Origin of the sequence: Aeromonas sp. FDAARGOS 1409 (assembly GCF_019048705.1) — a bacterium.
Classification (GTDB): domain Bacteria; phylum Pseudomonadota; class Gammaproteobacteria; order Enterobacterales; family Aeromonadaceae; genus Aeromonas; species Aeromonas sanarellii.
Map to the genome: position 1 here is coordinate 791,773 of NZ_CP077395.1, position 22,279 is coordinate 814,051.

At 63.4% G+C, this 22,279-nt stretch carries 22 protein-coding genes, 4 tRNA genes and 1 riboswitch; of the genes, 12 read left to right on the forward strand and 14 right to left on the reverse strand.

Going from position 1 to position 22,279, the window contains the following annotated elements; genetic code table 11:
* Positions 1-138 precede the first annotated feature (138 nt).
* Together I6L39_RS03735 and I6L39_RS03740 are read left to right on the forward strand one after the other, a co-directional pair.
* Positions 139-2,241 carry a DUF885 family protein gene (locus I6L39_RS03735; protein WP_216991070.1) on the forward strand — a complete coding sequence of 701 codons (2,103 nt, stop codon included), beginning with the start codon at positions 139-141 and terminating at the stop codon, positions 2,239-2,241.
* 88 nt (positions 2,242-2,329) lie between these two features.
* The gene (locus I6L39_RS03740) at positions 2,330-2,788 is read left to right on the forward strand and encodes a methylglyoxal synthase (protein ID WP_216991071.1); all 459 of its coding nucleotides are present in this window, start codon (positions 2,330-2,332) and stop codon (positions 2,786-2,788) included.
* Positions 2,789-2,847: 59 nt separating this feature from the next.
* Here the strand turns inward: I6L39_RS03740 and I6L39_RS03745 are convergent, their stop codons facing one another.
* Complete coding sequence (locus tag I6L39_RS03745; RefSeq protein ID WP_209794140.1) at positions 2,848-3,435, reverse strand: superinfection exclusion B family protein; 588 nt, start codon at positions 3,433-3,435, stop codon at positions 2,848-2,850.
* A 180-nt stretch (positions 3,436-3,615) separates the two neighbouring features.
* Positions 3,616-3,722, forward strand: a riboswitch (yybP-ykoY riboswitch).
* An 89-nt stretch (positions 3,723-3,811) separates the two neighbouring features.
* Between I6L39_RS03745 and I6L39_RS03750 the strand changes: the two genes are divergently transcribed.
* A complete protein-coding gene (locus I6L39_RS03750; protein ID WP_254203731.1) occupies positions 3,812-4,798 on the forward strand; it encodes a sodium:calcium antiporter in 987 nt (328 codons plus the stop codon).
* A 90-nt stretch (positions 4,799-4,888) separates the two neighbouring features.
* On the opposite strand, the gene ansB is transcribed toward I6L39_RS03750, so the two are convergent.
* The 3 genes from ansB to I6L39_RS03765 all read right to left on the reverse strand — a co-directional run bounded on the left by ansB (position 4,889) and on the right by I6L39_RS03765 (position 7,350).
* Positions 4,889-5,947: an L-asparaginase 2 gene (ansB, locus tag I6L39_RS03755; protein ID WP_216991073.1), complete on the reverse strand. Its 1,059-nt coding sequence runs from the start codon at positions 5,945-5,947 to the stop codon at positions 4,889-4,891.
* Between the two features lie 129 nt (positions 5,948-6,076).
* On the reverse strand, positions 6,077-6,271 hold the full coding sequence (locus I6L39_RS03760; RefSeq protein WP_216991074.1) for a heavy-metal-associated domain-containing protein: 195 nt from the start codon (positions 6,269-6,271) through the stop codon (positions 6,077-6,079).
* A gap of 128 nt (positions 6,272-6,399) precedes the next feature.
* A complete protein-coding gene (locus I6L39_RS03765; protein WP_042077676.1) occupies positions 6,400-7,350 on the reverse strand; it encodes an AEC family transporter in 951 nt (316 codons plus the stop codon).
* A 135-nt stretch (positions 7,351-7,485) separates the two neighbouring features.
* Here I6L39_RS03765 and treR point away from each other — a divergent pair, with 135 nt between their 5' ends.
* The 4 genes from treR to I6L39_RS03785 all read left to right on the forward strand — a co-directional run bounded on the left by treR (position 7,486) and on the right by I6L39_RS03785 (position 12,409).
* Positions 7,486-8,433 (forward strand): trehalose operon repressor TreR, encoded by a 948-nt coding sequence (gene treR, locus I6L39_RS03770; protein WP_209794143.1) that lies wholly within the window; start codon positions 7,486-7,488, stop codon positions 8,431-8,433.
* Between the two features lie 186 nt (positions 8,434-8,619).
* On the forward strand, positions 8,620-10,050 hold the full coding sequence (gene treB / locus I6L39_RS03775) for a PTS trehalose transporter subunit IIBC (protein ID WP_216991075.1): 1,431 nt from the start codon (positions 8,620-8,622) through the stop codon (positions 10,048-10,050).
* A gap of 88 nt (positions 10,051-10,138) precedes the next feature.
* Positions 10,139-11,800, forward strand: coding sequence for an alpha,alpha-phosphotrehalase (gene treC, locus I6L39_RS03780; RefSeq protein ID WP_216991076.1), 1,662 nt, complete (start codon positions 10,139-10,141; stop codon positions 11,798-11,800).
* A 3-nt stretch (positions 11,801-11,803) separates the two neighbouring features.
* Positions 11,804-12,409, forward strand: coding sequence for a sugar O-acetyltransferase (locus I6L39_RS03785; RefSeq protein WP_216991077.1), 606 nt, complete (start codon positions 11,804-11,806; stop codon positions 12,407-12,409).
* A 121-nt stretch (positions 12,410-12,530) separates the two neighbouring features.
* Here the strand turns inward: I6L39_RS03785 and I6L39_RS03790 are convergent, their stop codons facing one another.
* Positions 12,531-12,989 (reverse strand): Lrp/AsnC family transcriptional regulator, encoded by a 459-nt coding sequence (locus I6L39_RS03790; RefSeq protein WP_216991078.1) that lies wholly within the window; start codon positions 12,987-12,989, stop codon positions 12,531-12,533.
* A 105-nt stretch (positions 12,990-13,094) separates the two neighbouring features.
* Between I6L39_RS03790 and I6L39_RS03795 the strand changes: the two genes are divergently transcribed.
* Together I6L39_RS03795 and I6L39_RS03800 are read left to right on the forward strand one after the other, a co-directional pair.
* Positions 13,095-13,961 carry a DMT family transporter gene (locus I6L39_RS03795; RefSeq protein ID WP_216991079.1) on the forward strand — a complete coding sequence of 289 codons (867 nt, stop codon included), beginning with the start codon at positions 13,095-13,097 and terminating at the stop codon, positions 13,959-13,961.
* 352 nt (positions 13,962-14,313) lie between these two features.
* Entirely contained in the window at positions 14,314-14,646 is a 333-nt protein-coding gene (locus tag I6L39_RS03800) for a hypothetical protein (RefSeq protein WP_042077666.1), read from the forward strand.
* Between the two features lie 88 nt (positions 14,647-14,734).
* Here I6L39_RS03800 and I6L39_RS03805 read toward each other — a convergent pair whose 3' ends face one another.
* The 7 genes from I6L39_RS03805 to plsY all read right to left on the reverse strand — a co-directional run bounded on the left by I6L39_RS03805 (position 14,735) and on the right by plsY (position 17,950).
* Complete coding sequence (locus I6L39_RS03805; protein WP_042077665.1) at positions 14,735-15,334, reverse strand: Yip1 family protein; 600 nt, start codon at positions 15,332-15,334, stop codon at positions 14,735-14,737.
* Positions 15,335-15,609: 275 nt separating this feature from the next.
* Complete coding sequence (gene ompA / locus I6L39_RS03810; protein WP_216991080.1) at positions 15,610-16,632, reverse strand: porin OmpA; 1,023 nt, start codon at positions 16,630-16,632, stop codon at positions 15,610-15,612.
* A gap of 243 nt (positions 16,633-16,875) precedes the next feature.
* A tRNA-Asn gene (locus I6L39_RS03815) sits at positions 16,876-16,951 on the reverse strand.
* Positions 16,952-16,957: 6 nt separating this feature from the next.
* Positions 16,958-17,033, reverse strand: a tRNA-Phe gene (locus I6L39_RS03820).
* A 3-nt stretch (positions 17,034-17,036) separates the two neighbouring features.
* Positions 17,037-17,112 (reverse strand) — tRNA-Thr (locus I6L39_RS03825).
* Between the two features lie 52 nt (positions 17,113-17,164).
* A tRNA-Phe gene (locus I6L39_RS03830) sits at positions 17,165-17,240 on the reverse strand.
* Between the two features lie 47 nt (positions 17,241-17,287).
* The gene (gene plsY, locus I6L39_RS03835) at positions 17,288-17,950 is read right to left on the reverse strand and encodes a glycerol-3-phosphate 1-O-acyltransferase PlsY (protein ID WP_216991081.1); all 663 of its coding nucleotides are present in this window, start codon (positions 17,948-17,950) and stop codon (positions 17,288-17,290) included.
* A 171-nt stretch (positions 17,951-18,121) separates the two neighbouring features.
* Here plsY and folB point away from each other — a divergent pair, with 171 nt between their 5' ends.
* The 3 genes from folB (at position 18,122) to I6L39_RS03850 (ending at position 19,625) form a co-directional block, all read left to right on the forward strand.
* On the forward strand, positions 18,122-18,493 hold the full coding sequence (gene folB, locus I6L39_RS03840) for a dihydroneopterin aldolase (protein WP_216991082.1): 372 nt from the start codon (positions 18,122-18,124) through the stop codon (positions 18,491-18,493).
* A 26-nt stretch (positions 18,494-18,519) separates the two neighbouring features.
* The gene (folK, locus tag I6L39_RS03845; protein WP_216991083.1) at positions 18,520-19,029 is read left to right on the forward strand and encodes a 2-amino-4-hydroxy-6-hydroxymethyldihydropteridine diphosphokinase; all 510 of its coding nucleotides are present in this window, start codon (positions 18,520-18,522) and stop codon (positions 19,027-19,029) included.
* A 107-nt stretch (positions 19,030-19,136) separates the two neighbouring features.
* Positions 19,137-19,625 (forward strand): YbaK/EbsC family protein, encoded by a 489-nt coding sequence (locus I6L39_RS03850; RefSeq protein WP_216991084.1) that lies wholly within the window; start codon positions 19,137-19,139, stop codon positions 19,623-19,625.
* Positions 19,626-19,649: 24 nt separating this feature from the next.
* On the opposite strand, the gene mdtD is transcribed toward I6L39_RS03850, so the two are convergent.
* Both mdtD and I6L39_RS03860 read right to left on the reverse strand, forming a co-directional pair.
* On the reverse strand, positions 19,650-21,047 hold the full coding sequence (gene mdtD / locus I6L39_RS03855) for a multidrug transporter subunit MdtD (RefSeq protein ID WP_216991085.1): 1,398 nt from the start codon (positions 21,045-21,047) through the stop codon (positions 19,650-19,652).
* A 61-nt stretch (positions 21,048-21,108) separates the two neighbouring features.
* Entirely contained in the window at positions 21,109-22,236 is a 1,128-nt protein-coding gene (locus I6L39_RS03860) for a GTP-binding protein (protein WP_216991086.1), read from the reverse strand.
* Positions 22,237-22,279 lie beyond the last annotated feature (43 nt).

Sequence of the window (22,279 nt, forward strand, 5' to 3'; positions counted from 1 at the left end):
ATAGCTTTTCACCACCATTATCCATATGAAATATAACGTTATTTTTGTTAAGTGAGTCGCAAAAGGCGGCGGTCTGAAGGTGCACTATTGGAACCCCTTTGTGGGACTCAAAATAACAAGGCATTAAAGGACTAAACCATGTACTTCTCACTCGACAAGGTGGCGCTGGGTTGCGCCATCGCCCTCTCCCTCACCGCCTGCAACGACAACAGCTCCAAGGCGCCGGCGGATCCCGTCGCCACCAAGGCAGCCCTGATGCAAACCATGGACGATGCCCTGCGCGAGAGCCAGGCGCTGGATCCCTACGGCTTTGCCATCGATGCCGCGAGCATCGCCAAACGCAAGGCGCTCGATGAAGCCCTGCTCAAGCGGCTGGCTGCTCTGGATCCCGCCGTCCTGAGCGAACGGGATCGGCTGTTCTACGACATGATCCGCTGGGATCTGCAGATCAACCTGGAGGGTTATGGGCTGCCCCAATCCCAGATCCCCATCCATCACTTCCGCAACCGGGTGGTGGACCTGGCCGACGAGGTCGGGGCCGCCCCTGCCAGCGGCAGGGCGGCGCGCACCGTCGATGGGCGTTTCGACTACTTCACCGAGAGCTCGGCCGAGCGGGTGGCACCGGGGGATGCCAGCTGGCGCCGGGATCTCGACCGCACGGCCGCGGCCCCGGTGCAGACCAGGGCGCGAGTGGCGACGGCGCCGCTGGCCTGGTATCAGGAACACCTCATCTGGCTCAAGGCTTATGACGCCTATCTGGCCGAGGTGAAGCACCAGTTCGAGCAGGGCAGCGCCCGCGGCAACACCTTGCCGGATGAGCTGGTGGACCGGCTGCTGGCCCAGCTCAACGGCAAGCTGGATGGCGAGGCGATCGCCGGCTCCTACCTCGGCTGGCAGCAACTGCCCGGTGAGGCCGACGAGACGCTGCGTACCGACTACAAGGCCGTGCTGGACAGCATCAACGCCCGCTATCTGGCGCTGCGGGACTACCTGGATTATCAGCATGGCGGCGCCTACGCGGTGCGCCTGGGCAACGGCGAGTGCGACGACGGCTTCTGCGGCATGACGGATGGCCGCGACTGGTATCGCTGGCTGCTGAAGAAGCACACCACCACCGAGATGACGCCGGAGGCGGTACACGAGCTGGGGCTGACCGAGGTGAGCCGGATCTTCGGCGCCATGGTCAAGGTGTGCCACACCGTCGGCAAGTGCGACAGCGATGACGTGGCCCAGAGCAAGCAGAGCGGCCAGATCTACGCCTTCTTCCGCTACCTCAACGAACCGGGCTTCTTCTACCAGAACCCGCTGGCGGCCTGGTCCGCCGGCCTGAATCCGGACAACGCGGCCGGAGCGACCTTGAGCGAGCCCCAGCAGCAGGCGCTGGCGGAGCATGAGCGGGCGCTGCGGGAGTACAACGCCTTCAAGAGCAAGGCGGCGCAGGTGCTGCCCGACTTCTTCGATGCCGAGCACACCATTCCCAAGCTGGATTACGAGGTGGTGCCGGTCGCCTACGAGGATGCGCCTTACGGCGGCGTCGCCTGGTATCAGGATGGCAACCCCCAGACCGGCCGCAAGGGGCAGTTCTTCCTCAACACCTATTACCCCTATGGCCTGCAGAGCTGGAACATCAGCACCCTGCTGGCCCACGAGGGGGCCCCCGGCCACCACTTCCAGATCACCATAGCCCAGGAGCTGGCGGCCAAGGATCCCGACTTCCCGCAGTACGTGGCGAACGCCTCCTACACCGCCTATGCGGAGGGTTGGGCGCTCTACACCGAATACCTGGCGGATCACGACATGGGGCTCTATCAGGGGCGTGGCCTCTATGATCCGGCGGTGGGGGATGTGAAGGTCGAGGGCTCGCCTGCCTTCAACAACCAGTTGCAGTACTTCGGCCGCCTCAACGAGGAGATGCTGAGGGCCATGCGACTGGTGGTGGACACCGGCATCCACTGGTATGGCTGGAGTCACGACAGGGCCGTCGGCTACATGCAGGAGAACTCGGCGCTGGGGGCCGGCGACATCAGCTCCGAGGTGCCGCGCTACATGGCCTATACCGGCCAGGCCACCTCCTACAAGGCGGGTCAGCTGGCCCTGATCCGGATGCGGGAGTCCGCCGAACAGGCGCTGGGCGGAGGCTTTGACCTCAAGGCCTTCCACCACCAGGTGCTGGAATACGGCATGCTGCCCATCTCGGTGCTGGAGCAGAAGAACCGGCAGTGGATAGAAGCGTCGAAGTGATCACAGTTACGGCGCCCGGCAAGGCAGCGGGCGCCGCTTTCGAGTAGGATACGCCCCTACTCCTGTCACTTTGCTACGGATGATCCCCATGGAACTGATTGCACGTGAGATGGCGCCCCACAAACGGGTCGCCCTGGTGGCTCACGACAACATGAAAGCCCCCCTGCTGAACTGGGTACTGCGCCGCAAGGAGGAGCTCAAGCTCCACCATCTCTATGCGACCGGCACCACGGGCACCCTGCTCGGCAAGCAGGCACAGCTGCCCATCACCTGTCTGTTCTCCGGCCCCATGGGCGGCGACCAGCAGCTCGGCGCCCTGATCGCCGAGGGCAAGATCGACGTGATGATCTTCTTCTGGGATCCTCTCAATCCCGCCGCCCACGATCCTGACGTCAAGGCGCTGCTGCGTCTGGCGGCGGTGTGGAACATCCCAGTCGCCACCAACGAGGCGACCGCGGACTTCATCATGGACAGCCCGCACATGCAGCAGGCCTTCAGCGTGCAGGTGCCCGACTACGCCGGGTATCTCAAGGCCAGAACCGAGTAGCAGGCCCCAGACAGCAAAGAGCCGGACATGGTCCGGCTCTTTTTATGGGTGAGGGGCGATCAGCGCTGGAGGCTCTTCTGGGCGAACTTGGGCCTGGCGTTCATGATCTGCTCCACCTGCTCGTCGCTCATCTTGCCCCGCGACAGCCCCAGCACCTTGTAGGTCAGCAGGGGGCGGGCCGGCAGCGCTATCATCAGGGCGCGGATCTGGTTCTCGTCCTCCTTCTCCCGCACCGGCTTGCCATAGGCATAGGTGAGCACACCGGCATCCATCAGGTTTTTGACGGCAGGCTCGGTGATCGGCAGGTTTATGACGCTCTTGCGCTGCAGCACGAACTCGCGCAGCACCGCCTTCTCGTTGAAGTCGAGGAAGCCGATCATCTGGGCCAGCTGATCCTGCTGACGGCGGGACTGCCACTCGTCGCAGGCCCACTCCCAGGCGATCAGGAAGCCCTGGCTGCAGAAGTAGGAGATGGCGATCAGCATGCCGACCCCGAGCCAGGCGGCGTGGGCCGTGGCCCACTGGCTGACGGCCCCCTTCATCAGACCGGCCGGGAACAGCAGTATGATGCTGCAGCAGAGCAGCAGCCAGACCATGAGCCAGTTGAGGCGGTTCAGCTGATAGAAATGTTGGATCCACCGTTTCATCGTTCACCCTTCCCAAGTCAATGTGGACAGTAGCCAACTCATAGCAATCGCTGTGCCAGCACCAAGATCCCGGGAGAAAGATCAGGATCCTGGCGGGCAGGCGTTACATCCCCTTACAACTTGGCGGGCGTGATCCCAGGGTTTTGCCTTGTGGGGCGGCGGTCGACTTGGTAAAAATCCCGCACTGTCATAGGGGAGTAGCAACCCGCCCGTGATCCGGGCAGGGCTCATGTCAACATTCTTGGATCCGCAGATCCATGGCATGGGCGGCGATGGCATCCATCGCCCTGCAAGACCTTTGGCCTCGATATGCACGCCAGCCGGGCGAGCCATGTCGGGTCCATCGGTTGTCCTGCTCGCCCGGCGGTTACTCATCATGCTGATCACTCTGCTGTTGTTTCTGCTCTCCGCCGTCACCATCTACCTGGCCTGCGAATACTTCGTCAACGGCATCGAATGGACCGGCCACCACTTCAGATTTTCCCAGAGCGCCACCGGTTCCCTGCTGGCGGCCCTCGGCACGGCCCTGCCGGAATGCATCGTCACCCTGACCGCCTTGCTGATGGGGGATGCCCCCGCCCAGCAGCAGATCGGGATGGGCGCGGCCCTCGGCGGCCCCCTGGTGCTGGCCACCCTGGGTTATGGCGCCGTCGGCCTGCTTCTGCTGTTGTGCATGAGCCCAGAGCACAGGACCATCGCAGGCGAGGTTCAACGGGAAACGGCCAGGGACCAGGCCTGGTTCATCGGCATCTTTCTGCTGGCGACGCTGCTCGGCACGGCCGCCTTCACCGGCAAGTCCTGGCTGGCCCCCCTGTTCGTGCTGGCCTACCTCGCCTATGCGAGACGCGAGCTGACGCGGGCCGACAGCCACGAGGCCCAGCTGCCCGAGCCCCTCAGGCTGGATCCGGCCGCCGAGATCCCGGCGCTCGGCAAGGTGCTGGTGCAGACTCTAGTGGCGCTGGTGGTGGTGGCGCTGGCGGCCCAGCTGTTCGTCCATCAACTGGAGGACATGGGCGAGCTGCTCGGTCTTTCACCTGTGCTGGCGGCCCTGTTGCTGAGCCCGGTGGCGACCGAGATGCCCGAGCTGATGAACGTGCTGATCTGGGTGCGACAGGGCAAGCACCGGCTGGCGCTGGCCAATATCTCGGGGGCCATGATGATCCAGGGCACCATTCCCAAGGCGTTCTGCCTGTTGTTCACCCCCTGGCTGCTGGACGGCACCATGATGGTCTCCTCGCTGGTGACGCTGCTGGCAGTCGTGCTGTTGTGGTGGGGGTTCAGTCGGGAGCGGATGACGGCGGGCAGGCTCGCCTGGGTGGGGCTGATCTATCTTGGCTTCTGCGGCTGGCTGATAGCGAGCTGAGGCAGCAGCCACACCACATGCAAAAGGGCGGGACCTTGTCCCGCCCTTTTTGTTGTCATCATCCCATGCCGGCCGATGCCGGCAAGGAGGTCAGAACTGCTGGAACCAGCGCTGGATCTGGGCCGGATCCTTGCTCTGGGTGAGCGAGAGCATCAACAGGATGCGCGCCTTCTGCGGGTTCAGGGTGCCGGCGGCCACGAAGCCGTATTTGGCGTCGTCGATCTCCGCATCCAGGGTGGTGGAACCGGTCGGCACGCGGGCGGAGCGCACGACGCGGATACCGTCCTTGCTCGCCTTGGCCAGGGTATCGAACAGGGTGTGGTAGAGGTTGCCGTTGCCCACCCCGGCGCTGACGATGCCGTCAAACTTGGCGTCCACCATGGCCTTGGCCGGCAGATCGCTGGCGTTGGCATAGCTGTAGACGATGCCGACCTGGGGCAGCTTGTCGAACTTGCTCACGTCGAACGGAGTCTTGCTGGTGTGCTGGCGGGCCGGGCTGCGCTGGTAGTCTATCTTGCCGTTGTGGATGTAGCCGAGCGGGCCGAAGTTCGGGGCGGCGAAGGTCTGCACGCCGGTGGTGTTGGTCTTGGTGACGTCGCGGGCGTCCAGCACGGTGTCATTCATGGCGACCATGACGCCCCGACCCTTGGAGGCGGGATCGGAGGCGGTCACCACGGCGTTGTAGAGGTTCATGGGGCCGTCGGCGCTCATGGCGGTGGAGGGGCGCATGGCACCGACCAGCACCACCGGCTTGTCGCTCTTGACGGTCAGGTTCAGGAAGTAGGCGGTCTCCTCCATGGTGTCGGTGCCGTGGGTGATGACGATGCCGTCCACGTCATCCTTGGCCAGCAGCTCGTTGACCCGCTTGGCGAGCTTGAGCCACACCTCGTCATTCATGTCCTGGGAGCCGATCTTGACCACCTGCTCTCCCTGCACCTCGGCCACGTTCTTCATCTCGGGCACGGCGGCGATCAGGGTCTCGATGGCCACCTTGCCGGCCTCGTAGTTGGACTGGGTAGCGGACTGGCCAGCCCCGGCGATGGTGCCGCCGGTCGCCAGTATGTGCACGCTCGGCAGCGCCATGGCCATGGGGGAAAGGGTCAGGCCGAGTACGGCCGCGATCAGGGTCTTGCGGATAGGAAGGGTCATGCTGCAATCCTTTTTGATGAGGGTGTTGCAGCATTTTTATCCTTTTTAAACGGAATTTAAGTGATCACTCTCACCAATAAAAAGAGGTAATCAGAATATCAGTCTGATTTTTACCACTTAGGTGATAAGTCACTCCGCGGTGAACCCCCTGGCTTCGATCAGGGCGATCAGCTCTTCCCTGCTCAGCTCGCTCTCGACGACGGCCTGGCGGCTGGCGAAATCGACGCTGGCTTCGCTGACGGCTGGCTGGGCCAGCAGGGCTTTTTGCAGGCTGGCGGCACAGCCACCACAGGACATGCCGGAAACGGTCAGTTGAATGATCATGGAATACCTCCTCTGTTGATGTGCAATCAGCCTAAAGCTGCCGCCCGCGGCAAGGTCAAGCCCCTGTGCTGTGCAAAGATCCCGGCGTGGTCATGATGACGACGATGCAGACGCTCAACATGTTCCCCTCAGCCCATCAACCCCAGGTAGTTCATCAGGGCGGCCCCCAGGCTGGTGGTGACGAGCGAACCCAGGGTGGTGGTGGCGATGATGTTCGCCGCCAGGGCACTGTCCCCCCCCATGGCGCGGGTCATCACATAGCTGGCGGCGGCGGTGGGGGTGGAGCTGATGAGAAACAGGATGCCGAGGGCCTGGGGGCTGAAGCCCAGCCCCCAGGCCCCCGTCACCAGCAGCACCGGAATGCAGCACAGCCGGTTGACCGTGGCCCAGCCGGTCAGCAGGGCGCCGCCACGCAGGGCCTTGAGGTTGAGGCTGGCCCCGGTGCAGAGCAGGGCCAGCGGCAGGGTCATGTTGGCGAAGTAGTTGCCCGTGGAGATCACCAGCTGTGGCAGCTCGATGCCGAGCAGGCCGAAGGGCAGGGCCGCCAGGATGGCGATGATCAGGGGATTCTTGCCGATCCCCCTGAGGATGGGCCCTATCCCCTTGCCGCCCCCCAGGCTGCGGGTCAGGGTGATCACCGCGAGCACGTTGTAGAGCACGGTGACCGCCCCCACAAGCAGGGCCGCGGCCCCTATCCCCTCGGGGCCGTAGGCGTTCTGCACATAGGCCAGCCCCATGATCCCCATGTTGCCGCGAAAGCTGCCCTGCACGAAGATGCCGCGCAGCCTTTGCTCGCTGATGAAACGGGCCGCCAGCAGCTCCAGCACCAGGAAACCGGCCAGGGTGCCGAGCAGGCCGTAAAGGATGAGCCAGGGGCTCGGCATGGTGGAAAAATCGGTGCGCACCATGCTGAGAAACAAGAGGGCTGGCAGGGTGACCTGGAACACCAGGCGGGAGGCGGACTCGACGAAGCTGTCGGGCAGCAGCCCCAGCCGCTTGAGCCAGATGCCGAGTACCAGTACCAGGCAGATGGGGCCCGTGATGGAGAGGGAGAAGTGCAGACTTGCCAACAGATCCATGATGCGCGTCCTGTGCAATGGCGGAAGATCCGCCTCGGCAAAAGGGCATTCTAACGCCATGGGCTTGTATTCACAGGACTTAATCACAACAATGTCTGCATCCCGGTTGTCCCCCTCCCCTGTCACGGATCCCACATGGAAAAGAAACTGACCATCCTCGATATCGCCAGCCTCAGCGGGGTCGGCAAGTCGACCGTCTCCCGGGTGCTCAATCAGGATCCCAGGGTCAATGCCCAGACCAGGGCCAGGGTCGAGGCGGTGATCGCCCAGCACGGCTTCGTGCCGAGCAAGTCGGCCCGGGCCATGCGCAGCCAGAGCCAGCAGGTGGTCGGCATAGTGGTGTCGCGCCTGGATTCCAGCTCGGAGAACCAGGCGGTGCGCGGCATGCTGGAGACCCTCTACGCCCGCGGCTACGACGCCGTGCTGATGGAGAGCAAGTTCTCCCCCGCCAAGGTGAGCGAACACCTGGCCGTGCTGGAGCGGCGTGGGGTGGACGGCATCATACTGTTCGCCTTCAACGATCTGGACTATGCCGCCATGGCGCCGCTGAAGGAGAAGCTGGTGCTGATGGCGCGCGAGCGCCCCGGTTTCTCGTCGGTCTGCTTCGACGACGACGGTGCGGTGCGATCCGTGCTCACACACCTCAGGGGGCGCGGCCTGAAAGAGGTGGCCTATCTCGGGGTCGAGCGCAGCGACCTCACCACCGGGTTGCGCCGGCATCAGGCCTATCTGGATTACTGCCGGGAACAGGGGCTCACGCCCCGCAGCGCCCTCGGGGATCTCGGCCTGCAGAGCGGCTACCGGCTGGCAGCCGAGCTGCTCACCCCCAGTACCCAGGCCATGGTCTGTGCCAGCGATACCCTGGCCATCGGCGCCGCCAAGTACCTGCAGGAGCAGGGGCGCACCGACATCCTGGTGAGCGGCCTCGGCAGCAACCCCATGCTCACCTTCCTGTTTGCCAACGCCCTCAGCCTGGACTTCGGCTACAAGGACGCCGGCATCCTGGCCGCCAGGCAGTTGCTCGCCCAGATTGAAGAGGGGCAAGCCCCCAGGGCCACCATAGCCCCCTGTCAGCCCCTGTAGTCTATCTTTCCTCTCATTCCCGGCGTTTTGCACTTTTTGTGACCAGCGCCACGAATTGGGAACGTTCCCATTGCCGCTGACGGCCACTGGCTTCATGCTGATTGGGAACGATACCAAGAAGCGGGCGGTCATTGGCCAGCCGGTAAAGAAGCGACCATCATTCATGGAGTCACAGAGGGAAGGCTCATGTCAAAAGTCAACACACAACATCTGGCGCAGTTGATCGAGCGGATCGGCGGCAAGGAGAATATCACCACCGTCAGCCACTGCCTGACCCGGCTCAGGTTCGTGCTGGCCGATCCGGCCAAGGCCGACCCCAAGGCCATCGAGACCATACCGTCGGTGAAGGGCAGCTTCACCCAGGGCGGCCAGTTCCAGGTGGTGATCGGCAACGAGGTGGATCAGTGGTACAAGGCGCTGACCCAGGAGATCGGCGTCAGCGGCGCCAGCAAGGATGCCGCCAAGCAGGCCGCCCGTCACAACATGAACCCGCTGGAGCGCGGCATCTCCCACCTGGCGGAGATCTTCGTGCCCCTGCTGCCCGCCATCATCACCGGCGGTCTGATCCTGGGTTTTCGCAACGTCATCGGCGACATCAAGATGTTCGACGACGGGACTCATACCCTGGTGGAGATCAGCCAGTTCTGGGCCCAGGTGCACGCCTTCCTCTGGCTGCTGGGTGAGGCCATCTTCCACTTCCTGCCGGTGGGCGTCTGCTGGTCTGCGGTGAAGAAGATGGGCGGCTCCGAGATCCTCGGCATCGTACTGGGGGTGACGCTCGTCTCGCCGCAGCTGATGAACGCCTACGGCATCGGCCAGCAGACCCCAGAAGTGTGGGACTTCGGCCTCTTCGTCATCCAGAAGGTGGGCTATCAGGCCCAGGTGATCCCGGCCCTGCTGGCGGGGGTCTTCCTCGCCTGGGTGGAGACCAACCTCAAGCGCATCATCCCGGCCTATCTCTACCTGGTGATCGTGCCCTTCGTCTCCCTGCTGCTGGCGGTGATCGTGGCCCACGCCTTCATCGGCCCGTTCGGCCGCTGGATCGGTGACGGCGTCGGCTTCGCCGCCAAGGCCGCCATGACAGGGTCGTTTGCCCCCATCGGCGCGGCCCTGTTCGGCTTCCTCTATGCGCCGCTGGTCATCACCGGCATCCACCACACCACCAACGCGGTGGACTTGCAGCTGATGCAGAGCATGGGAGGCACCCCCATCTGGCCGCTGATCGCGCTCTCCAACATCGCCCAGGCCTCTGCGGTCGTCGGCATCATACTGATCAGCCGCAAGGAGAACGAGCGGGAGATCTCGGTCCCGGCCGCCATCTCTGCCTACCTCGGGGTGACCGAGCCGGCCATGTACGGCATCAACCTCAAGTACAAGTTCCCCATGCTGTGCGCCATGGTGGGTTCCAGCCTCGCGGCCCTCATCTGCGGCTTCGCCGGGGTGATGGCCAACGGCATCGGGGTGGGCGGCCTGCCGGGCATCCTCTCCATCCAGCCACAATACTGGGGCATCTATGCCGTCGCCATGCTGGTGGCCATAGTGGTACCGGCCCTGCTGACCCTGCTGGTCTACAAGCGCCAGCAGGCGGCCGGCAAGCTGGATCTGGCCACGGCCTGATCCACACCACATCGGCGGAGCCCCGGCTCCGCCCTTTTTCTTTGCCCTGTTCCAACCAACCCGGTTTCAACCAATGAGCGAACCAACCATGACACAGACCCCCTGGTGGCAGAGCGCCGTGATTTACCAGATCTACCCCAAGAGTTTTCAGGACAGTGGCGCGCGCGGCACTGGCGATCTCAAGGGGATCATGGCCCGCCTCGATTACCTCAAGACCCTGGGAGTAGATGCCCTCTGGCTGACCCCGGTCTACGTCTCCCCCCAGGTCGACAACGGCTACGACATCGCCGACTACCTCAACATAGATCCCGCCTACGGCACCATGGCCGACTTCGAGGCCCTGCTGGCGGCGGCCCATGAGCGCGACATCCGCATCGTGATGGATATCGTCGTCAACCACACCTCCACCGAACACGCCTGGTTCAAGTCGGCGCTGGGGGACAAGCACAGCCCCTACCGCGACTACTACATCTGGCGCGATCCGGTGGACGGCGGCGTGCCGAACAACTGGCAATCCAAGTTTGGCGGCAGCGCCTGGGAGCTGGACAGCGCCACCGGCCAGTACTATCTGCACCTGTTTGCCCGCGAGCAGGCGGACTTGAACTGGGAGAACCCGGCAGTGCGTGCCGAGGTGAAGAAGGTCATCCACTTCTGGGCGAAGAAGGGGGTCGACGGTTTTCGTCTAGACGTCATCAACCTCATCTCCAAGGATCAGTCCTTCCCGAACGATGACAGCGGCGACGGCCGTCGCTTCTACACCGACGGGCCGCGCATCCACGAATTCCTGCAGGACATCAGCCGCGACGTGTTCGCCCCGGTGGGCGCCATGACGGTGGGGGAGATGTCCTCCACCAGCCTGGAGCACTGCCAGCGCTACGGCGCGCTGGACGGCTCCGAGCTCTCCATGGTGTTCAACTTCCACCATCTCAAGGTGGATTACCCCAATGGCGACAAGTGGACCAGGGCGCCGTTCGATTTCCTCAAGCTCAAGCGCATTTTCAACCACTGGCAGAGCGGCATGCATGGCAAGGGCTGGTCGGCGCTGTTCTGGTGCAACCACGATCAGCCGCGCATCGTCTCCCGCTTCGGCGACGAGGGGCAGCACAGAGTGGTGGCCGCCAAGATGCTGGCCAGCACCTTGCACGGTCTGCAGGGCACGCCCTACATCTATCAGGGGGAGGAGATCGGCATGACCAACCCCGGCTATCAGCACATCGACGACTATCAGGATGTGGAGAGCCGCAACATCTTCGCCATCAAGCGATCGGAAGGGATGAGCGAGGCCGAGATCCTCGCCATTCTGGCGGCCAAGTCCCGGGACAACTCCCGCACGCCCATGCAGTGGAGCGCGGCCCCCAATGCGGGCTTCACGACCGGCACTCCCTGGCTCAAGCCCGCCGCCAACTACCCCGGGATCAATGCCGAGGCGGCGCTCGCCGACCAGTACTCGGTGTTCTGGCACTACCGGGATCTCATCGCCCTTCGCAAGGCGCACCCCGTCTTCACCCAGGGGGATTATCAGGAGCTGCTGACGGGGCACGCCCGGATCTGGGCCTATGCCCGACGCTCCGACGGCCAGACCCTGGTGGTGGTGAACAACTTCTACGGTGAGCCGGTGGCCTTCGACCTGCCTGCCGAGCTGGCCAATGGCGAGGGGCGCCTGCTGCTTGGCAACTACCAAGACAGCCCGGCCCGCCCGCAATCCTGCGAGCTGCGCCCTTACGAATCCCTGATCTGGCTGGTGGAGTAGGCGATGAGCGAGCTGATGACGAAGGCGGCGGTGCGCGGCCCCGAGTGGCGGAAGATGGTGGCGGGAGAGCCCTATGATGCGGGGGACCCCGAACTCAGGGCGGCGCGGGAACAGTGCCGCGCCCTGCTGGGAGAACTGAACCGGGAGCGAACCGATGCCCCGGGCTGGGATGAGCGCCTCACCCGCCTGCTGGGCGGCCGCGCAGAGCGCTGTTTCATCACGCCCCCCTTCTACTGCGACTATGGCGCCAACATCTTTGTCGGCCAGAATTTCTACGCCAATTTCAACTGCACCATCCTGGATGTGTGCGAGGTGCACATCGGTGACAACGTGCTGCTGGCCCCCGGGGTGCAGATCTACACCGCCACCCACCCGGTGGCGGTGGCACCACGCATCCAGGGGGTGGAGTTCGGCAAGCCGGTGCGCATCGGCAACAACGTCTGGCTTGGGGGCAGCGTCGTCATCTGCCCGGGCGTCACCATAGGGGACAACAGCGTCATCGGGGCGGGGTCAGTTGTCACCAAAGACATTCCGGCAGGCGTGGTGGCGGTCGGCAACCCCTGCCAGGTGCTGCGCCCCATGACGGCAGAAGAGCTGGTGGCCGGCTAACCCGGCCGACAGGGAGGGGCAGGCATCGCACCTGCCCTTTTTTTGCCCCCTTACCTGCACGCCCCCTGTTCGGGATGGCGTTGCACTCTCCCTGCAGGGCCCAGGCCTGGGCCACTCCGGCCTACGCTGGCAGCAGGGCGCCACAGCGCTTGTGCTGCCCCATGACCACCAGGGTCTTGAAGCTGCGCACCTGATCCCTGGCGTGCAGCACCCGCCGGGTGAACTGCTCGTAGCTCGCCATGTCCCGGGCGGCCACCTGCAACACGAAGTCCTGCTCACCGGTGACGTACCAGAGATCCATCACCTCAGGCTCCCCCTTCAGGCAGGCGATCATCTCATCGACGATGCGGCCGTGATCCCGCTCCAGGGTCACCAGCACCAGCATGGTGATCGGCCAGCCCATGGTGGCCGGTGCCACCAGCGCAGCTTCCCGCTCGATGAGACCCGACTCCCGCAAGGCGCGGGCGCGGCGGTAGCAGGCAGGGGCGGAGAGACCGACCCTGTGGGCCAGCTCCGGCGTGGGCAGACGGGCATCCTGTTGCAGTTCGGCGAGGATGAGCAGGTCGAATTTGTCGGTCATGGGGCTCATTAGATAAAAATTATCGCGCAAGGCCAGTATTAGACCGAAATTACGGCGAGCTCCAGATATATTTTCTTGCTCCTACCCTACTCAGGTTTGAACAAGATGCAGCCAACCAGCCCCGCCCTCTCCTCCCTGCTGGCCGTCATCCTCGCTATGCTGTCGATCACCCTCGGCGCCTCGCTGGCCAAGACGCTGTTTCCCCTGCTGGGAGCCGCCGGCACTACCTTGTTCCGGCTGGGGTGCGCTGCCCTGCTCCTCTCCCTGGTGTTCAGAGTCTGGCAAGCCCCCCTCGACCGGCGCACCCTGCTGGGTGCCCTCCCCTACGGGCTCTCGCTGGGGGCCATGAACCTGCTCTTCTATCTCGCCATCGAGCGCATCCCCCTCGGGGTGGCCCTGGCCATCGAGTTCATCGGCCCGCTGACGGTGGCCCTGCTCGGCTCACGCCACCGGGAAGACTTCCTCTGGCTGGCGCTGGCCATCGTCGGCCTGCTGCTGCTCTTGCCGCTGCGGGCGGCCGAGCAGGCCATCGACCCCCTGGGGGTCGCGCTGGCCCTGGGGGCCGGCGTGTTCTGGGGGCTCTATATGCTGACCGGCAAGCGGGCCGGGGCCCTGCTGGGGGCACAGGCACCGGCACTCGGCATGTGGTTTGGTGCCTTGCTGGTGCTCCCCTTCGGTCTGGGCGGTGCGAGCGAGGCCTCCTTCACCCTGCCCGTGGTGCTGACCATCGCCGGGGTGGGGCTGCTCTCCAGCGCCATCCCCTACTCCCTCGAGATGTTTGCCCTGCGCCGACTGCCGCTCAAGAGCTACGGCATTCTCACCAGCGGCGAACCCGCCATGGGCGCTCTGATGGGGCTGATGCTGCTGGGAGAGCGGCTGCCCCTCTCCCAGTGGCTCGGGATCGCCGCCATCATCGCCGCTTCCATGGGTACCACCTGGCATGGGGGACGGCGGCGCGCCGATCCAGCCTGACCCGCAAAAAAACAGGGCGCCGTGGCAAGCGGCCAAGGCGGTGACGGGACGCCCGCGGGATCAGGATCTCGGCACATGCGCACATTCGGCGCACAAAAAAAGGTTCATATTTTTTGAATGTGTAGACCAGTTTATCTCGCTAACAATGATGGATGAGGCTGTTTAATATTCACCCATCGCTTGGACAGGAGCGCCAAGCCGCGACATGACTGGTCATTCATGACAATGACACCCCAAAACAAGGTGCCTGATGTCAGTGAAAGAACGACACACTATTTGAATGACCTCTTGCAAGGATGCATTGATACGGGCCTGTCCGGCCCTGCCAATGACATAAAAACCAAGAGAGTGAATGAACATGAAAAACGTGATCAAGATGCTGGCCGTCGCAGGCCTGATGAGTGCCGGTGTTGCCCAGGCTGCCGTCCCCGCCGATTTCAGCGCCACCCCGGGTGTGCTGTTCGTGAACTGGCATGCCAGTGCGGCCATGGCCGGCAAGAGCAACCCCATGCTGGAGGTGCGTGACGAGTCCGGCGACCTGATGGCCTCCGTCCACGCCAACCTGACGGGCTCCCAGCAGGTACAGATTCCGAGCCGAGCCCAGGGCAACCTGACCGTCAGCCTCGGGGAGCAGAGCAGCGATTACCGCCTCCCGTTCGGCATCGGCAGCGGCAACCCGCGCTGATAACCACAGGGCGATCGGTTGCGCCCAGCCAGACACGACAAGGGCGCCATCAAGGCGCCCTTGTCGTCGTTGCAGACTGACTGGAACACTACTGGGTAAACACGGGGCCAAAGCCGGATCCCCACAGAATGGCCGTGGCGGCCAGCACGCACACCAGCAGCACCAGACCGACCGTCACCACGGAGCTGGCATAGATGAACCCCTGCTCCTTGGGGATGTGCATCAGGATGGGCACCCCCACATAGAGCAGGTAGACGGAATAGGTGAGCCCGATGAGGCCGATAAGCATGACGAACCAGAGATGCGGGAAGAAGGCGGAGAAGCCGACCATGAACAGCGGCGTGGAGGTGTAGGCCGCCAGCTCCAGCGAGGTCGTGTAGCTGGGATCCGAGCCGAAGGTATGACCCATCCAGTGCACCAGATAGGAGAGCGCGAGGACGCCGATGATGAGGGTCACGTACATGGCGATGGAGAGCATGAGCGCACTGTCGGCTGTCAGGGTGATGGGCTCACCGACGCCTATGCTCCAGCCGATGTGCACGGCGGAGTAGTAGGCGCAGATGGGAGGGATAAGGGCCACGATCAGGATATGGGTCAGACTGTTTCTGAAACTGTCGTGCCGCTCGTCTATGTTATGCCATTCGGTGTGAGGGTGGGCATACAATCCCCATAAGTGATTCAATATCATAGCGTTATTCCTTCTCTGCTTCGATGGTGGGTCGATCGATACCTTGCCGGCTCCTCTGTTTGTTTCTTGTCGTGCCATCGACCGCCGCGGCGATCGATGACTTTAAATAAAGTCGCTCCACACCCAGAACGTCAAGCAAGCATCCTCCCACAACAGAAGAGCCCGGCACTCTGGCCAAGCCCCTGAATAGCCCCAGCTCAGCTGGGCCACAAGCCACAAATATGCAAAAGGGGATGCCATGGCATCCCCTCTCCGTGTTCTCCGACAGGGTCAGATTACTGCTGCACTTCCTGTACACCGGAAACGCGGATTTCGACTCGACGGTCCGGAGAAAGACAGGCAATCAACTCGCTCTTGCCCTTGACGCCGTCACACTGGGTGCCGGTCACCGGGTCGGCTTCGCCGCGGCCTTCGATGGCAATCTTGCTGGTGGCCAGCCCCTTGCTGACCAGGAAGTCGGCAACGGTCCGGGCACGAGTTTCGGACAACTTCTGGTTATAAGCATCGGAACCGATGCGGTCGGTATAGCCAATCACGACGGCGCTGCCATCCTTCGGCTGGAACTCGACGAGTTGCTGGTACAGACCGTTCAGAGCATCAACCCCTTCCGGCTTCAGGTCAGCCTTGCCAAAGGCAAACAGCACGTCTGAGTTCAGGGAGAAGTTTCTCTCGACGGTAACGGGAGCCGGGGCCTCCTCAACGACCGGAGCGGCAACCGGGGCTACGTAGGAAGTGCGGAACGGGTGGTAGACTGCTTCCAGAGTCGCGACGCTCTGATCGTTCTCGTACTGGACTCCGGCATCGCTGGTCAGATCGGCCACATCCCACATATAACGGTAACGCGCTTGCAGATCCCAGCCATCGCTCAGCTTGTAGGTCAGGCCGACACCCGCCATCGGGGAAACCTTGCTGTCGCTCACACCCAGGCCATGGGTATGACCCCAGTAGGCACCCGCTTCACCGAACAGGGTGAAATCCTCGCCCAGAGGCAGACGGGCAATACCAGACAGAGTGCCGCCTTGGGTCTCATAGGTATTGTTATTGATTCCACCATTGGTACTGCCACGACCGGCATACTGGTAACCCAGTTCGGCACCGAAAGTTTCGTTGAAGTTGTAACCCATGAAGAGATTGCCGGCAAAGGCGTCTTCGGTAGCACTTTCTACTCCTTCAACATTGTTTAGACCATTGAAGTGGGCCGCCCCCACACCGGCGCCGAAATAAATGTCATCAGTGGCTTGAGCGGTCGTGGTGGCCAATGCCAGTGCAATCCAAATAGGTTTCAGTCTTAAGTTCATCGTTATAGCCTCGTCGATGCTAATAGTGGGCAAGCGCAGCCCTTGTTATGCTTGAGGCCATTGTACGGGTTAAATCATGTACAGGAGCTTAAGGAGAAAGATCATTTACTGACTGTTTTTATTCTACTTTTTTACTCAATCTCCGTTGCCGTTCCAATGATGTGCATCGCTACCATGGCAGCCTGGATGTAACATCTAACGAATAAAAAAAGACCCCTGTCTTACGACAGGGGTCTCTCAGATTGGCTCCTCCGACTGGACTCGAACCAGTGACATACGGATTAACAGTCCGCCGTTCTACCGACTGAACTACGGAGGAACAATGTGGTGCCCAGAGACGGAATCGAACCGCCGACACGGGGATTTTCAATCCCCTGCTCTACCGACTGAGCTATCTGGGCAAATGGTGCCGGCTACCGGAATCGAACTGGTGACCTACTGATTACAAGTCAGTTGCTCTACCTACTGAGCTAAGCCGGCACACTTCAAACCATTGTGCATGAACAAATTTTTATTTCATGGCACCAAAATGTGGTGCCCAGAGACGGAATCGAACCGCCGACACGGGGATTTTCAATCCCCTGCTCTACCGACTGAGCTATCTGGGCGTGGGCGCTATTAAACGGATTTTAAGGCAGGTGGTCAACGGGAAATTTTACTTTTCGTCTCGTTCGTCTCTTTTTTGCTCAGCATCACCCATTTTCACCACTTCTGCGGGGGAATCCCCTCCCCGGCGGCGCCAGAGGCGGGATTCCTCCCCCTTGAGCAGCCGGGTGATGTTCTCGTGATGGCGGATCAGAATGAGGCAGGAGAGCAGGGAGACCGGCAGGGTGTATTCGGGTTTGAGCAGATAGGTGAAGAGCGGCGTCAGCAGCACGGTGACGATGGAGGCCAGCGACGAATAGCCGCTCACCAGCAGCACCAGCAACCAGGTGGCGATGACGGCACCCCCCATGGCAAAGCCGATGGGCAGCATGGTACCGAGCGCGGTGGCGACCCCCTTGCCGCCCCGGAAGTGGAAGAAGAGGGGGTACATGTGGCCCAGGCAGGCGGCGACGCCGATGAAGCCGAGATAGATGGGTTTGATCTCCAGATACCAGGCGAGATAGACGGGGGCCATCCCCTTGAGCATGTCGAGCAGCAGGACGATCAGCGCGGCCATCCGGCCGCCGAGGCGCAGCACATTGGTCGCCCCCGGGTTGTGGGAGCCATGGTCGCGGGGATCCGGCAGACCGGTGAAGCGGGATACCAGCACGGCACTGGACAGTGAACCACCCAGGTAGGCCAGAATAATCATCAAAATCGTCAGGGCCGTCATCTTGGTCGTTTTTACCACGATATGAATGGGGTATGATGCGGGCCACATTCTCTGGTCTGGATTTGCCCGAAAGCGCGTCGCCCAAACCGGCCGCCAGCGGCAATCTGCTTGCCAGGCCTGCATCCCTGCGCTGTTTTCACAGCCCATCAAGAGTAAAGAAGAAGTACTGTCATGGACAAGGTGTTTATTCGCGGACTCGAGGTTTTGACCACCATAGGGGTCTATGAGTGGGAGAAGGGCATTCGCCAGAAGCTCTGTTTCGATCTCGAGATGGGGTTTGACAACCGCCCCGCCGCCGCAACCGACGATATCGCGCTGGCGCTGGATTACGCCACCCTCTCACGCAAGATCTGTGATCACGCCGCCAACACCATAGTCGAGCTGGTCGAGACCATGGCCGAGCAGGTCGCCGCCCTGGTGCTGGCCGACGAGCGGGTGCAGTGGGTCAGAGTCACCCTGACCAAGCCCGGCGCCGTGCCCAATGCGGCCGGGGTCGGCGTCGAGATCCTGCGCCATCGCACCCCGGCCGCGAGCGCCCAGTGAGCGCCCTCTGCCGGGAGGAGACGCCCATGATCCGCATCTATATCAGCCTGGGCTCCAACATCGAGCGGGAGCGCCATATTCGCGCCGGACTCGACGCCCTGCAGGCCCAGTTCGGCGAGCTGGCGGTGTCACGGGTGTTCGAGAGCGAGGCGGTCGGCTTCAATGGCCGTCCCTTCTACAACCTGGTGGTGGGAGCCGATACGGATCTGCCGCTGGCGACCCTGTGCCAGCGCCTGCGCGCCATGGAGTTCGCCCACGGCCGTGAGCCGGATGCCAAGAAGTTCGCGCCGCGCACCCTGGACCTGGATCTGCTGCTCTATGGGGATCTCGTCTGCGAGGCCCCGGTGGCCCTGCCTCGCGGCGAGATCCTCACCAACGCCTTCGTGCTCTGGCCGCTGGCGGAGCTGGCACCAAGCCTGCGCCACCCCGTCGATGGCCGTCCCCTGGGCGAGCTGTGGGAGCGCTACGACAAGGCCTCCCAGCGCCTCAGCCCCATCCCCTTCCACTGGGACGCGCGCGAGTTACAGCACCACTGATCGACGAGGGCACCCCAGGGTGCCCTCGTCGCTTATCCCCCATAAGAAAGCCTCATTGGGCCGGCCCATCTCTGGCTGGCAGGATAGGCCCGACACAGGAGACCTCCATGCCACTCGACACCATCCACGACTTCAACTGCCAGTTGCTGGCCGAGCTGCCCCACCAGCGCTTCGAACACGAACCCATCCTGGATTACGCCACCGACGAGCGGGTCAAGGCCCGTCTCGGCTGGCAGGCCGAATTCAGCAAGACCCTGTTTCTCAAGTTCAAGGACGGCCGCTTCGCCCTGCTGCTGACTCACAGGGATGGGCGGCTCGACAGCAAGGCGGTCAAGGCCGCCTTGGGCGCCAAGCCCTCCATCTGCAGCGCCGAGGAGATGCAGGCCGAGATCGGCTGCCTGCCGGGCGCCGTCGGCCCCTTCCTGCCCAGGGCCGACGTGCCCTTGCTGGTGGACCCGCAGCTGCTGGCCCATCACGCCTTCACCTGGACCCCGGGCCACCCCGAGCTCACCTTCCTGCTGGAAACCGCTCACCTGGCCCGGCTGCTGGCACGACTGCCCGGCCCGGTCAGCTACCTGCCGGCGCCCCAGCCCTGAGGCTCCGGTGCGGGGCTCAGATCCTCATCCCCTGCGCTCCTGCCTGGCCAGCTGGGCAAAGATCAGGGCAGCCAGCATGGACATCAGCCCGATGCACAGATAGGTGAGGTGGAAGCCATCGAGCCAGCGCCCGCTCTCCTGGACCGCCTGCCCGGCGGAGAAGAGCCCCAGCAGGCTGGCGGCGATGGCCACCCCCAGGCTCATGGAGAGCTGCATCACCACCGACAGCAGGCCGTTGCCGCTGCTGGCATGCTCGGCGCTCAGATCTTGCAGCGTGAGCGTGTTCATGGCGGAGAACTGCAGGGAGTTGATGGCGCCAAACACCGCCAGCCACACCAGCAGCACGCCGTGGGGCACCTGGTTGTCGATGAAGTAGAAGCTCGCGATCATGGCCCCGAGCGCCAGGGTGTTGCCGATCAGGATGCGGCGATAGCCGATGCGCGGGATCAGCTTGTTTACCAGCGTCTTGGTCAGCATGGCGCCGATCACGGTCGGGATCATGGTCATCCCCGCCTTGCTCGGCGAGAAGCCGAGCCCCAGTTGCAGGAAGAGCGGGGTCAGGAAGGGCATGGCACCGCTGCCGAGGCGGGCGAACAGGTTGCCCCAGATGCCGATGGCGAAGGTGGAGGTCTTGAATAGCGCCAGGCTGAAGAGCGGCTGCTCCACGGTGGCGGCATAGAGCCAGTAGCTCGCCATGGCGGCCAGCCCGAACAGCAGGGCGAACAGGGCCCAACCGGTGGAGAGGCTGTGTTCCCCCAGCCCCTGCAAACCGACGGATACCAGCACCATGCCGGCGCTGAACAGCGCGAACCCCTGCCAGTCGAACCTGGCGGTGTGCTGGCGCAGTTCGGGCATGAAGTGCCAGCTCGCCACAAAACCTATCACCCCCACCGGCAGATTGATGAGGAAGACCCAGTGCCAGCTCGCCACCTCCACCAGCCAGCCCCCCAGGGCCGGGCCGATGAGGGGCCCGAGCAGGCCGGGGATGGTGACGAAGGACATGACCCTCAGCAGCTCGTGCTTGCTGTAGACCCGCAGCACCGCCAGGCGCCCTATGGGCATCAGCAGGGCGCCCCCCACCCCTTGCAGCACCCGGGCAACGACCAGCACGGGCAGGGTGTTCGCGACCGCACAGGCCAAGGAGCCCAGGGTAAACAGCAGGATGGCGGCCAGATAGACGCGGCGGGTGCCGAATCTGTCCGCCAGCCAGCCGGAAGCCGGGATGAGCAGCGCCACCGTCAGCATGTAGGCGATGACCACGGACTGCATCTGCAGCGGGCTCTCCCCCAGGGCCTCGGCCATGCTGGGCAGGGCGGTGTTGAGAATGGTGCCATCCAGCGTCTGCATGAAGAAGCCGACCGCCGTCAGCCAGGGCAGCCAGGTACGTTGGGCTGGGGTCACCATGTGAGTGCTGTCAGGCATGAGCTGCCACCTCCTCGTCAGGTAAGAAAAGACCCGCACGGATGCGGGTCATATCAGCATATCAGGCATCCGGCTGGCCGAGCATGGCCCTGAGCTGCGCTTCCAGGCTGGGCTCGGGGGCCCTCAGGGCGTCGAGGAACAGACGCTCTATCCCTTCCCTGTCCTGGCTCTTCACGATGAACACCAGGCGGGACTGGGCCTTGCCTTCGGGCCACTCCCCCAGGGTCTGCAGCGGATAGAGCTGGCCGTGCACGCCGTGGATCACCACGGGTTGGCTCTCCCCCTCCAGCTGCAGTATGCCCTTGAGCCGCAGCAGGGCGTCGCCGTACTGCGCCTGCACCGCATCGATGGCGGCCAGCAGACGGGCGGGTCTGAGGGGCTCGCCGATGCGCAGGGAGAAACTTTCGATATTGCCGTGCTCGAAGTGAGTCGGCGCGGCCGTGCCCACCCTGGCGGCAAAGGGCGTCATCTTCGGCTGCATGGGAGAAGCCAGCCCCTGCTTCGGGGATTCGGTGCGCAACCAGGCCAGCAGCTGGCGCACGTCGCGCCCCGCCGCCTCGTTGTAGGCGCCGAGCTTCTCAAGCACGGCGGGGGAGAGCACGCCGTTGCTGACCCGCTGGATGGGGGCCGCCGGATTGAGGGCCGCCAGTTGGGCTTCCACCCGAGCCAGCGTCTCTTCGTCCACCAGATCGCCCTTGCTCACCACCAGCAGATCCGCCAGGGCCACCTGTTTCACCGCCTCATATTGAGCCGCAAGCTGCTGCTCGATATGGCCGGCATCCACCACGGTGACGGTGCCGTCGAAGCGGTAGCGCTGGGCGATAAAGCCCTCCTCCCTCAGCGTAAAGAGCACGGGAGCGGGATCCGCCAGGCCTGTGGTCTCTATGATAAGTCGCTTGAAGGGTTTTATCTTGCGCTGAATGGCCTTCATAAACAGCCCCTGCAGCGCCTCCACCAGGGAGCCCTGCACCGAGCAGCAGATGCAGCCGGAATCGAGCAGCACCACCTGCTCGTCCACCTGCTGCACCAGGTGGTGGTCCAGCCCCACGGAGCCGAACTCGTTGATGAGCACGGCGCACTCGCCGAGCTCCGGCTGCTTCACCCAGTGGTTGAGCAAGGTGGTCTTGCCGCTGCCGAGAAAACCGGTCAGCAGGGTCACGGGGATACGGGTGTCTTGCGGGTCAGTCATGTCAAATCCTTAGAGCCTGTCGTCATGGGGCTTGAAGAGGCTA